Genomic DNA, 11,922 nt, shown 5'->3' on the forward strand with positions numbered 1-11,922 from the left:
CAAAGCGCAAGTTTGGCAGGGGCTAGCCCCTGCCAAACTTGATTGGAACTACTATTTTACAATTATAGACTGTCTTAAGAAGCATAAGTCTACATTACCCTATCCGATGATCAGACAAAGATCTGGGTCAGTGGCCGCTTAAGGCAAGCAGAACCCTTTCTGATTGACGGCCAAACGTTGATGGTCAATGAACAGTTCGGCGGTTTCCTTATGGCTTTGGATGCAGGGACAGGTGCCTTCATAGAGGTATTTTACCCGACAATGGACGCTGACCCGGGCATACAGCCCTATACTGACATCAGGCAAATTCACGGCATAGGCGACGGTAGCCTGAAAGTCATCACCCAGGTAGGTTTCAGAGAAAATGAGCTAAGCCCGACTTATGATTATGCCATTGGTGATTTGACCATCCCAGTTGCTGGCAAAGGAGAGTTATTGATTTATGATTTGAAACTGGATACCGGGGTCTCCGCTCAGGAGGTTTCGGTACAAAAAGCCAGAGCCTATCCTAACCCTGTAAGCCCTGGTCAAAGGATTTATCTTTCAGATGCCAGCAATAATGCTTACACGCTGTTTTCGTTAGCGGGCAAAAACCTGGGAAGCCTCAAAAATGAGGATGCGTTTCCCTTCGTCTCTCCGGGGCTCTACTTGCTGAAAGGAAATAGGGATGGCAGGGCTTTTAAAATTTTGGTTGTTGATTGACTAATGAAGTTGTGTGAAAACCGATACCTGCAAACAGCGTCATTTTAAAGCGCCGTAACGGATGGGGGAGGCTTGTTTTGAGGGAGGGACAGCTAAGCAGGTGTATTTCGGTCAGGTCTGAATAAATAGGACAGCCCTGTTTGATGATTCATCGGCAGGGCTGTCTTTTGCGTGCATCAATACGCTAGTTTATATTGCGATAATTTTCTTTTTTGTCCCTTCGAGCGGCCACTAATCGGTATGGTTGTTTTAGCAGAGCCAATTAATGCGCCCAAGAGTCCCCCCGGAATCGCAAACAGGCCACCATAAAATACGGCTTTTTCCTCTGCACTAAATCTCAAAAATCCTGATCGATCATCTCCCTGTACAAGGCCCGCTAATCCTCCGATGACAAAACCTGTTAAAGCGCCAGAAATAAATCCTCTTCCAATCTGTCCTTTTTGCCTGAATTGAATATTTTGAATCTCATTGAAGTAAATCTTACGTTTTCCTTGTCCGGAAAGGTTTGATATCACGATCAGGCTATCCTCAACCTCATTCAGATACCCTTTAGTTATTTCAGCTTTATTAATAGGGTGAACCCATGTTTCATAATTCCTATTCGGCTTATTTTCTAACCTAGTTGTGGTTTGCCCTATCAGAAGATTGGGAGTAGGAATGCAAAAGGTAATTATACAAACTAATAGGGTGGGAATTGATTTTTTCATGTGATGAGTTTTAAGGGTTGAGTTCATACTTGGCATAAGATTAATCAATCATGTCTCTTCAAGTAAAAAGAATGCCCCTAATTGTTATTGGCATCTTTTCATTGCCTGCTGATTCGGATGTGTGATGAACATGTCTGCAAGCTCGGAAAATCAAGGAGAGTGGTGGAAGCCCATTTTCTCTTTTATATATAAAATTTAATTTAATATCAATAAAGCTATCTCTATCACCTGCCAAACATTGAGTATTTTGTAAATTTCCATTGGCAACCAAAATACTTAGTAAAATATCATAAATCTGGATCAGCAATAAAGCGCGCCAACATAGCATTTGCCGTAAAAGCATTGGACCGGCCTGGTGCTGCTGCGGGAGATATGTCAGCGGCAGCTTGCTCCAGATCGGTCCAAATTTGTTCCTACACTATGCCGAGCGTTAGCCTTTACGGGTATTGTAGTTAGATAAAGCCTTGATCAACAAAGGGCTATCAGAACTGAATTTTATAGCTCAGATTAGGAATAACTGTGGATGCCCGGTCTTCGTCAATAGTGTGAGCCACATGATTGTATTGAAACCCATTAAAATCGGGCGTTCCTGTTACATTCAATACTTTGAGTGCAAGCTCATGAGAACTTTTCTCTTTATTCATTTTGTAGCTTGCCGTAAAATGGACATTCAGGGTAGGGTCAGCCTGCAAGCTAAAGGCTTTGGTTTCGTCGTATACTACCTCTTCAAGCAAATGCGAAGCAGCTTCATTGACGGGCGAATACCGGTTTCCTCCCTGGTAACCAATCCTTCCGTTTAGACTGAATATGTTTTGTTCCCGCTTACCTGCCAGCCATTCCTTCCCGATTAGAAAGTTAAAAACATAGTTGCGGTTAAACCGGGTATTGTGCCAAGCCCCGTCCCCTCCTTTGTATCTTGATTTAAAGATGGAAGCCGTAGCCAAATAGTAATAACCATTTGAAACATATTTTTCAAGGGTGACATCGAGCCCATAATTTTCGCCAACGCCGGTATTTTCTAGCTTGGCTCCAAAAAATAAATCATTGTGGAGATTAATAAAAGAAAACGAACTGTCTGGAATGATAGGAATAGAAAACAACCATTGGTAATAGGGCTCGACTTTTAAATGAACGAGGTCTGAAATATTCCAGTCATAACTGATGACCATATGGTGTGCTTTGCTGAAGTCAAGGTCCTTGTTTACTGCTTCTTCGCCAGTAGCAGTTGAGTTGTTGAAATAATAATTCAATTTTTCTAGCCGGCTGTGTAGTCCGTAGCCGAAGCCGACTGAATGATTGTCGGTAATTTGTTGACGAAGCCCTAACCGTGGCTCTAGGGTAGATTGTTTATTCAAAAGAAAATACTGGCCATTAATTCCAATATTCATCGATAGGTTTCGAGCTAGGTTAAGGGAGGAACTGGAATACCCCGATACAACACCGCTAAATCCGTCTGCATCAAAAATTTCCTGGGGTGGATCACCGAGGGTTAAAGCATTATTCGAAAATATATCGTACATCATTCCCGTAAGGAGTATCCCTGTTCTATTGGTATGCGTTGCATTAAATTTTTTGTTGAATACCGATGAAAGCACAAGTCTGGTATTTGTGTTATAAATGTTGCTTGCGGGCTGCAATTGCTGTTCCTGGTCCAGCCTTTTGGTCGACCAATCTGTATTGATCATTGTGGCAGCCAATGTGGTTTTGAGATATGCCCTTTCGGCAAAGAAATATTTATGGGAAAGTCCGGCCGCTCCCATCCGCTGTTTTATTACATCGGTTTGTTTGTCATCGGTGTATAGCCGCTCTGCTGCCGCCGTTTTAGCATCATTCGAAGCCCCATCAATCATTCCAAGGCCCCATAGGGTAAAAATGCCGGACTTCGTTGAGGGGAAATTTAATTTGAATGACAAGTCCTGGTATTCAATGCTTCCGGCACCATCAGGCAATAAGGGGGCAGCTAAAGCCAAGGTTGAATAGCGATAATTAAACAGGTAAGATGATCGCCCTCCTCTGGTTAGTGGCCCTTCAGATGAAATGTCGATACCCAGTAGCCCCAGTTGGAAAGTATGTTCGTGTTCTTGGTTGTTTCCGGTTCTCATCTGTAGGTCAAAAACACCAGAAAGCGCGTTATTATATTCTGCGGGGAAGGCTCCGGTAAGAAAGTCGGAGTTGGCTAGCACCTGACTACTCAGCGCCGTCAGGGTTCCGCCACCCAGGGAATTGAGGTCAGCAAAATGATTAGGATTGGGAATTTCAACTCCTTCTAACCTCCATTGCAAAAATTTTGGTGCATTTCCTCTCACTATTATTCCATTCTCACTGGTATTGCTAGCTACGCCTGCAACGGATGAAGCGAGGCGTGCCGGGTCGTCAAATCCACCAGCATAGCGGCTAGCCTCTTCCACGCTCAACATTTTGGCGCTAACTGTAGCCATTGCATTCAATGGTTTTGCCTTGTTTACCGTTGGTGTCACCACTACTTCACCAAGCTTCATCACGCTTTCCTTCATCCTAATAGTAACCTGTGCCTGCTTGGCTGACGACACTACAACTTCGTACACGACAGAAGGCTCGTAACCCAAAAAGTCAGCTTGCAGGTTGTACCTGCCCACCGGGAGGTCCGCAATAATAAAATGCCCCTTCATGTCAGTAGTCGTGCCTATTATGGGGTCAGAACCAATAACCACCACCGTAGCCAAAGGCATAGGCCTGGTTGACGCGTCATCAATAACGGTTCCGTAAATAGAAGGTGCAGGCTGTGAAAATAGCTGCGTGGTAAAAAGTATTACCAATAAAGTTGAGATCAATCGTGTCATAATCTTTTGATTTTAGACACAAAAATCTCTTGTCTAACGCGACCTTACAATACTGAAAAATCATTAGCCGGTATTTAACTAGCTAGTAATGAGTTGATTATGACTTATTCCAACAGGCCGTATTTTGATGCAAAAATTATTGCTTCCATAGAATTGTTGGCACCTAACTTTTTAATTACCCGTTGGCGGTGCGTATTTACCGTGTGCACGCTGATGGATAGCCGGTCAGATATCTCCTTGCTCAACAGCCCTTTCTTTACAAGTTTTAGTACTTCGGTTTCTCTCCTGGTTAGTTCAAACTGTACTTTTCGTGGTATTTCGAGCGGAATAAATTTACCCGTTCTAAAATTAAGCAACTGGCTTTTGCCAGCCTCAAGATGCTCTTGGTTAGGTGCTACATCAACCATCGTGAGCATTAACCAAATTTGCCCTTTTGGGTCTAATTCTAAAATCTGATATTGCTCAACCATTCGAACATACTCACCCTTTGCATTCAGCATTCTGTATTCGTTGACTACTTTGTGGTTGAGCTTTTCATCGCCGGACAGGTTGATGAAAATCTTCAGTGCTGTAATACCACTTATGCTCAGTTTTTGTAAATCTTCCGGATGTATCCTTCGGGCAAAGAATTGCTGCCCTTCATCTTCATAATCCGACACTTGATATCCCAGGGTAATGCCAAAATTTGACGAATAATACACCATTTGTTTCTTCGAAAAATCGAAGATGCCTGTTCCCGAGTTCGTTATTTCTGATAGGTTTTGGAGGACTTTTGATTGTTTAAGAACGATACTTTGGTCCAGGCTGTCCTCTTCATATTTTATCTGAGACAAATACCTCAGAAAAATTTCCTCCAGGTTTTCTTTATTTGTCATTAAGCAATAGGGATATAACTAGCTCAACGCATCCTCCTCATAAGCCTCCATTGGCGGGCAGGTACAGACCAGGTTGCGGTCGCCGAAGGCATTGTCTACACGGCCTATGCTAACCCAGAACTTATGCTCGAAGCGCAAGTGGGGCAGTGGGAAGGCCGCTTTGGACCGAGAGTAAGGCAGATGCCACTCGTCCATGGTGATCAACTGCAGAGCGTGTGGGGCGTTGACCAGCACGTTGTTGTCCTCGGCAGCTTCGCCCCGGGCAATCTCGTCGATCTCTTCCCGAATGCAAAGCATAGCATCGCAGAAGCGGTCGAGCTCGTCTTTGCTTTCACTTTCTGTAGGCTCGATCATAATCGTGCCGGGCACAGGCCAGGAGAGGGTGGGGGCGTGGAAGCCATAGTCTATCAGGCGCTTGGCTACATCCTCTGCCGAAGCCACAGATTTATAAGGGCGCAGGTCGATGATGAGCTCGTGGGCTGAATGGCCGTATCTGCCAGTGAAGAGCACATCATAGGCGCTTTCAAGGCGGGCTTTGATGTAATTGGCATTCAAGATGGCTGCTTTTGAGGCATCCGTGAGGCCTTTCTTGCCCAGCATTCTGATGTAAGCGTAAGAAATCAGCAGGATGCTGGCACTGCCAAATGGCGCTGCGCTGACTGCTCCGATGCCCTGATTTCCGCCAGTTTGAATCATGCTGTGGTTAGGCAGGAAGGGCTTCAGGCTCTCGTTGACGCAAATTGGGCCCATGCCGGGGCCACCGCCACCGTGTGGGATGGCAAAGGTCTTATGAAGGTTGAGGTGGCAAACATCGGCGTCAATAATGCCCGGGCTTGTCAGGCCGACCTGCGCATTCATATTGGCACCGTCCATATAGACTTTGCCGCCGTTATCGTGGATGATTTTGCAGATTTCCTGAATTTCAGTCTCGAATACACCGTGAGTAGATGGGTAGGTGACCATCAGAGCGGACAGCTCATTGCTGTGCTTCTCTGCTTTTGCGCGGAGGTCTTCCAGGTCGATATTCCCCTGATTATCACACTTCACAACCACGACTTTCATGCCTGCCATCACTGCACTTGCCGGGTTGGTACCGTGGGCAGAGTCCGGGATGAGCGCCACGTTGCGGTGGAAGTCGCCGTTGGCTTCGTGGTAACCGCGGATGGTCAGCAAGCCAGCGTACTCGCCCTGTGCGCCCGAGTTGGGCTGCAGAGAACAAGCAGCAAAGCCAGTGATTTCGCTCAGCCAGGCTTCCAGTTCGCGGAAAATTTGGAAGTAACCTGCGGCCTGATCAACAGGAGCAAAGGGGTGTATGTTGGCGAACTCCGGCCAGCTTACCGGGATCAATTCTGTAGCCGCATTCAGTTTCATGGTACAGCTACCTAAGGGGATCATCGAATGCACCAGGGACAAGTCCTTGTTTTCCAGAGACTTGAGGTAGCGCATCATTTCCGTTTCGGTATGATAGCTGTTGAATTTTGGATGTGTCAGGTAACTGGAGGAACGCTCCAATGCAGCTGGCAGTTGGAGCCCTTCTTTCGCTTCTGTTGTTAAGCTGGCGGATTGCCCTTTTACTTTAGCGAAAAGAGCAGTGAGGCGCTCAATCTCTGCAAGGTTAACTGTTTCGTCCAGGCTGATTTGTATGCTGTCTTCGGTGTACCAGAAGTTGGTCTCCTGGTTCAAGGCTTCGGTTTTGACTGCCTGAATAAGTTCGGCGTCCGCTTTGATGCTAAGGGTGTCGAAGTAATGCCCATTCTGCTGCTCATAACCCAGGGCTTGCAGATTTTGGTCCAGAATTTTCGCTAATTCATGCACTCTTCGGGCAATAGCTTTAATGCCTCTAGGCCCATGGTATACAGCGTACATGCTTGCCATTACGGCCAGTAGTGCTTGTGCGGTACAAATATTAGAAGTCGCTTTCTCCCGGCGGATGTGCTGCTCGCGGGTCTGAAGGGCCATGCGGTAGGCTGCTTGGCCGTGGCGGTCTACAGAGACGCCAATGATGCGCCCGGGAATCTGCCGCTTAAACTGCTCGCGGGTCGCAAAAAATGCAGCATGCGGCCCACCGTAACCCATTGGAACTCCAAAACGCTGCGTATTGCCCACTACAGCATCTGCGCCCCATTCACCAGGAGGGGTGAGCAGAGCAAGGCTGAGGATATCGGCGGCAACAGTCAGGTAGATCTCTTTGTCGTTGGCTTGCTCCGCCAGTGCCCGGTAATCTTCGACTTTGCCGGTGCGGTCAGGGTACTGCAGCAGCATGCCGAATACCTTGTCGGTTAGTTCAAAAGACTTCCAGTCGCCTACCACCACTTCGATGTCAAGCGGCTTGGCCCGGGTCATCAATACCTCAATGGTTTGCGGCAGTACGGTATCGGCTACGAGGAATTGATTGATGGCTTCCCCTTTGTTGCGTTTGTTTTTCTGGCTGTAGAACATCGTCATTGCCTCCGCTGCAGCCGTGCCTTCGTCCAGGAGTGAAGCATTGGCGATCGGCAGGGCCGTGAGATCGCTCACCATGGTCTGGAAGTTGAGCAATGCCTCCAGTCGGCCCTGAGAAATCTCTGCCTGATAGGGGGTGTACTGCGTGTACCAGCCTGGATTTTGAAAGACGTTGCGCAAAATAACCGAAGGGGTGATTGTGCCGTGGTAGCCCATGCCGATGTAGGTTTTGTAAACCTTGTTCTTGGCAGCGGTGCGCTTCAGCTCGTTGAGGAAGTCAAACTCCGTCAGGGCTTCCGGCAGGTCCATTTCCTTTTTTAAGCGGATTTTGTCCGGCACAGTCTCGTCGATAAGCTGATCCAGTGACTGTACGCCAATGGTTTCAAGCATTTTCGGCAGATCTTTATTAGAAACCCCGTTGTGGCGGTTCACAAACTGATCGAAGGAGGTGGTGTGTTTCATTATCCGTCGCTTGTATTGTTATATTCGGTTAGGATTATTGGAATGGAGCTCATGCCCCGCACCGTAATTTTAAGCCGCAAAGGTACGACTTTTTTCTGTCCGCCTAACAAGCAATCCGGAATTTGGGTTGCTCCTTTTTATGTAAAAATTCTATCATTCCCGGGCGACGTCCGCAGGGCCTTCCTTGGGGCGGATGATCAGGCGCAGGGATTGGTCGTAAGTCAGGTAGTTCCAGACCCAGTTGAGGAATATGAACACCTTGTTTTTGGCTCCTAAAATCTGGAAGAGGTGTACAAATAACCATATCAACCATGCGAAAGCCCCCTGGAATTTAAAGCCAGGCAGGTCGGCTACGGCACGGTTGCGGCCGATAGTGGCCATAGAACCGAGATCCTTGTAGGAGAAAGGTTCCATTTCTTTGCCCTTTGATAATTTTTTGAAGTTTTTGCCCAGGTGCCTGGCGTGTTGCATCGCAGCCTGTGCCACCTGCGGGTGCCCTTTGGGGTAGTCGGGCTCTTCCATGTAAGCAATATCGCCAATTGCAAAGATACCTTGCGTGCCTTTCACCTGGTTGAACCGGTCTACGGCAAGCCGGTTTCCCTTGACCAGTGCCTCCTCCGGCAGGCCCGGCATTTTATTGCCTGCCACACCGGCTGCCCAGATAAGCTTGTGGGTAGGGATTTTTGAATCGTCGCTCAGTGTGGCGTACGCTCCATCAAATCCGGTGACCATAGCATTTAGCTGAACCTTAACGTCCAGCCCCTCGAGAAATTCCTGCGCTTTTTGGGCGGCTTCTTCCGACATGCCCAACAGCAGCCGGTCAGCCCCTTCCACCAGGTGGATGTCAATCTCATCGGTATTCAGCTGTGGGTAGTCCTTGGGGAGGACATAACGCTTCATTTCCGCCAGAGCGCCTGCTACTTCCACACCAGTAGGCCCTCCACCAACGATGACGATGTCAATCAGTTGTTGCCGTTTTTCGTAGTCCGTTACGGATAGCGCGATTTCATAATCGGTGAGGATACGGTTGCGCAGGTGCAGCGCTTCTGAAACGGATTTCATGGGCAGGGCTTTTTGTTCAATTTCCTCATTGCCAAAGAAATTGGTGTCTGCGCCAATGGCCAGGACCAGATAATCGTAGTTGCAGATGCCGAGTGGGGTATGAAGTTGCTTTTGGTCCGTGTCCACCCGTTCCACTTCCGTTACCCGGATGAAGATGTTCTTTTCGCCCTGAAAAGCTTTCCGGAAGGGAAAAACGATGGAGCTGGGCTCCAGACCGGACATGGCCACCTGGTAAAACAGCGGTTGGAACTGATGATAGTTGTTTTTATCGATCAGAACGACCTGGTAGTTTTGTTTTTTGAGTGCGCGGGCAAGGGTCAGCCCACCAAATCCACCGCCTACAATAACGATGCGTTCCTGGTCGGATTCAGGTATGTTAATTTTCATAAAGTGAGGTCTGTCGTAAAAAAGTCTACGGTATTGAAAGGGCTTATCCGGGTCAATGTTTGCAGCTTTTTTTACCTGGGTTATTGAAAGCGTTATAATTTTCTTTTCTTCGCAGCGTTTCAGCAGAACAGAAAATCAAAGTATTTATGAATAAAACAATTCTATCAGTCCTTATGTTAGCAGGGCTGTTCACAATGACCACAGCAAAAGCACAGGAAATGGATTCACTTAGCTACGCACTGGGCGTACTTTTAGCGCAAAACCTGCAGAGCCAGGGCTTTGACAACCTGGACGAAACGTCTATGACTACGGCTATTCACGATGTACTGGCGGGCAACGAGCCTAAGTTTACAGCGGAGGAGGCCAATCAGGTCGTTCAGCAGTACATGATGAAAAAGCAGCAGGCAAAGCACGCCGATGCAATCGAAGCGGGCAAGGCTTTCCTGGCTGAAAATGCTAAGCGCGAGGAAGTAAAGGTTACAGATAGTGGCTTGCAGTACGAAGTGCTCAAGGAAGGCAACGGCCCTAAGCCTACCGAAACCAGCAAGGTGAAAGTCCATTACCACGGCACACTTACCGATGGCACTGTGTTTGACAGTTCCGTAGAGCGTGGCGAGCCTACTTCATTTGGGGTAAATCAGGTCATCAAAGGCTGGACGGAAGCGCTGCAGCTTATGCCTCAGGGGTCTAAGTGGAAGTTGTATATTCCATCTGACCTGGCTTACGGGCCGCGTGGCGCCGGCGGAAAGATTGGCCCATACGAAACCCTGATTTTTGAAGTGGAACTGCTGGAAATCCAGTAAGCCCTTTCAGGATAAGAAAATGTCGACAGGTGCTTTCGGGATGACCGGGAGTGCCTGTTGTGTTTTTACAGCATCGCAAAATTGCTTGGAAATGGCATTGCTCCAACCGCTGGTCCACTACAGCCTGCACTTTCTGGCGCCCGGCCTTCTGGCTTACCTGTTTTTCCGTTCGCAATGGCAGCGGGCCTGGCTGATCATGGTCGCTACTATGCTCGTAGACCTGGACCACCTGCTGGCGGACCCTGTCTTTGATCCGGGGCGCTGCAGTATTGGCTTTCATCCCCTGCATTCCTATCCGGCTATTGCTGCCTATGTTCTGCTGCTATTTTGGCCCCAAACGCGAATGGTGGCAGTTGGGTTATTATTTCACATGTTAACCGATTATCAGGACTGTTTGTGGTAAGGCGGACTTCAGACTGAATTGCTACATTTGCAGAAAAAAGGGACCATGCGCATCGACATCATCACCGTATTGCCGGAGCTTTTGGAAAGCCCGCTCAGCCACTCCATCATGCAACGGGCACAGGACAAGGGCCTGCTGGAGGTTCACTTGCAGAACCTGAGGGAATATGGCATCGGTAAGCACCGGCAGGTAGATGACTACCAATACGGAGGTGGAGCAGGTATGGTGATGATGCTGGAGCCCCTGGTCAACTGCATTGAGGACCTGCAGTCCGAACGCACCTACGACGAGATCATCTACATGACCCCTGACGGGGAACGCCTGCACCAAGGCCTGTCCAACCGTCTTTCCCTAAAGGAAAACCTGATGATCATCTGCGGGCATTACAAAGGCATTGACGAGCGGATCCGGGAGCATTTTGTGACGATGGAGATTTCTATTGGTGATTTTGTGCTTTCGGGTGGCGAGTTGCCCGCGGCAGTGCTGGTAGATTCGATCGGGCGTCTGCTGCCGGGGGTGTTGAATGATGAAACTTCGGCTTTGTTTGATTCTTTTCAGGACAATCTGTTAGCGCCACCTGTGTACACGCGCCCGGAGGAGTTCAGGGGCTGGAAAGTACCGGAAATTCTCAAGTCCGGCAATTTCAAAAAGATTGAAGAGTGGCGGATGGACAAGGCGGTGGAGCGCACCCGTGCCCGTCGCCCGGATTTGCTGGAGGGGGAGGAGTAAGGTATGTCGTCCCGAGTGAAATACCTGTTTTTATTGCTCTTGCCCTACATAATTATGGTAGTGGTCAATGAAGTTTCCCGTTGCCGGCAGCCTGTTGCTTACGAGTACAAAGGCGGCGTTACCTATGGCGTTTCCATTCCTGCTATTAACCCCTCTGAAGGCGACCCGGATCGTTGTACCTGGCGTTGCCACGATGAAACTGAATACTGCCTCCGCCACCATGTTGAGCCTCCACCTCCGGATTGGCTGAAAGAAGTTTACTTGGGCATTATCAGGCTGCTGGCTGGCACCGGGGTTTATGGGCTGTCGAATGTCTTATTGCTCGGAGTGGTGTGGCCATTTATAATGTTGCTGCTATTAATTGGAGTGGTCCGAATGCGGCGAAGAATCAAATCACTTCGGTATGAGTAGCGGTATGGAATGGATTGTTAGGGCTTATGTGTATTGTACTGATTTTATAATCAATGTGGCTAATGGCACGGGTTTGTCTTATTTTGAGGTGAATGCGTTGCTTTTTATACTGGTTTGGCC

Annotated in this window: 10 protein-coding genes; 5 read left to right on the top strand and 5 right to left on the bottom strand. The window is 48.2% G+C overall.

The features are described 5' to 3' along the window. Nucleotides 1-180 precede the first annotated feature (180 nt). Nucleotides 181-702, top strand: coding sequence for a hypothetical protein (locus MRY86_RS20990; protein ID WP_293571871.1), 522 nt, complete (start codon nt 181-183; stop codon nt 700-702). A 176-nt stretch (nt 703-878) separates the two neighbouring features. Here MRY86_RS20990 and MRY86_RS20995 read toward each other — a convergent pair whose 3' ends face one another. The 5 genes from MRY86_RS20995 to MRY86_RS21015 all read right to left on the bottom strand — a co-directional run bounded on the left by MRY86_RS20995 (nt 879) and on the right by MRY86_RS21015 (nt 9,456). Then, nucleotides 879-1,409: a hypothetical protein gene (locus tag MRY86_RS20995; RefSeq protein ID WP_293571873.1), complete on the bottom strand. Its 531-nt coding sequence runs from the start codon at nt 1,407-1,409 to the stop codon at nt 879-881. A gap of 482 nt (nt 1,410-1,891) precedes the next feature. Beyond that, nucleotides 1,892-4,228: a carboxypeptidase-like regulatory domain-containing protein gene (locus tag MRY86_RS21000; protein WP_293570085.1), complete on the bottom strand. Its 2,337-nt coding sequence runs from the start codon at nt 4,226-4,228 to the stop codon at nt 1,892-1,894. Nucleotides 4,229-4,332: 104 nt separating this feature from the next. Then, entirely contained in the window at nt 4,333-5,103 is a 771-nt protein-coding gene (locus MRY86_RS21005) for a LuxR C-terminal-related transcriptional regulator (RefSeq protein WP_293570087.1), read from the bottom strand. Between the two features lie 18 nt (nt 5,104-5,121). Then, nucleotides 5,122-8,007 (bottom strand): aminomethyl-transferring glycine dehydrogenase, encoded by a 2,886-nt coding sequence (gene gcvP, locus MRY86_RS21010; protein WP_293570089.1) that lies wholly within the window; start codon nt 8,005-8,007, stop codon nt 5,122-5,124. A gap of 153 nt (nt 8,008-8,160) precedes the next feature. Continuing rightward, nucleotides 8,161-9,456, bottom strand: a complete 1,296-nt coding sequence (locus MRY86_RS21015) for an NAD(P)/FAD-dependent oxidoreductase (RefSeq protein WP_293570091.1) — start codon at nt 9,454-9,456, stop codon at nt 8,161-8,163. A 218-nt stretch (nt 9,457-9,674) separates the two neighbouring features. Here MRY86_RS21015 and MRY86_RS21020 point away from each other — a divergent pair, with 218 nt between their 5' ends. From MRY86_RS21020 to MRY86_RS21035, 4 genes are all read left to right on the top strand, one after another. Beyond that, nucleotides 9,675-10,259: an FKBP-type peptidyl-prolyl cis-trans isomerase gene (locus tag MRY86_RS21020; protein ID WP_363325464.1), complete on the top strand. Its 585-nt coding sequence runs from the start codon at nt 9,675-9,677 to the stop codon at nt 10,257-10,259. A 91-nt stretch (nt 10,260-10,350) separates the two neighbouring features. Beyond that, entirely contained in the window at nt 10,351-10,662 is a 312-nt protein-coding gene (locus MRY86_RS21025) for a DUF6122 family protein (protein ID WP_293570095.1), read from the top strand. Between the two features lie 45 nt (nt 10,663-10,707). Further along, nucleotides 10,708-11,391 (top strand): tRNA (guanosine(37)-N1)-methyltransferase TrmD, encoded by a 684-nt coding sequence (gene trmD, locus MRY86_RS21030; protein WP_293570097.1) that lies wholly within the window; start codon nt 10,708-10,710, stop codon nt 11,389-11,391. Between the two features lie 39 nt (nt 11,392-11,430). Continuing rightward, complete coding sequence (locus tag MRY86_RS21035) at nt 11,431-11,802, top strand: hypothetical protein (RefSeq protein WP_293570099.1); 372 nt, start codon at nt 11,431-11,433, stop codon at nt 11,800-11,802. Nucleotides 11,803-11,922 lie beyond the last annotated feature (120 nt).

Origin of the sequence: Phaeodactylibacter sp., from assembly GCF_022763345.1 — a bacterium.
Classification (GTDB): Bacteria; Bacteroidota; Bacteroidia; order Chitinophagales; family Saprospiraceae; genus Phaeodactylibacter.

Coding starts and splice junctions, on each gene's coding strand:
- MRY86_RS20990 (WP_293571871.1), top strand. CDS start 181: ATGGTCAATGAACAGTTCGGCGGTTTCCTTATGGCTTTGGATGCAGGG.
- MRY86_RS21020 (WP_363325464.1), top strand. CDS start 9,675: ATGGATTCACTTAGCTACGCACTGGGCGTACTTTTAGCGCAAAACCTG.
- MRY86_RS21000 (WP_293570085.1), bottom strand. CDS start 4,228: ATGACACGATTGATCTCAACTTTATTGGTAATACTTTTTACCACGCAG.
- MRY86_RS21005 (WP_293570087.1), bottom strand. CDS start 5,103: ATGACAAATAAAGAAAACCTGGAGGAAATTTTTCTGAGGTATTTGTCT.
- MRY86_RS20995 (WP_293571873.1), bottom strand. CDS start 1,409: ATGAAAAAATCAATTCCCACCCTATTAGTTTGTATAATTACCTTTTGC.
- MRY86_RS21015 (WP_293570091.1), bottom strand. CDS start 9,456: ATGAAAATTAACATACCTGAATCCGACCAGGAACGCATCGTTATTGTA.
- trmD (WP_293570097.1), top strand. CDS start 10,708: ATGCGCATCGACATCATCACCGTATTGCCGGAGCTTTTGGAAAGCCCG.
- MRY86_RS21025 (WP_293570095.1), top strand. CDS start 10,351: ATGGCATTGCTCCAACCGCTGGTCCACTACAGCCTGCACTTTCTGGCG.
- gcvP (WP_293570089.1), bottom strand. CDS start 8,007: ATGAAACACACCACCTCCTTCGATCAGTTTGTGAACCGCCACAACGGG.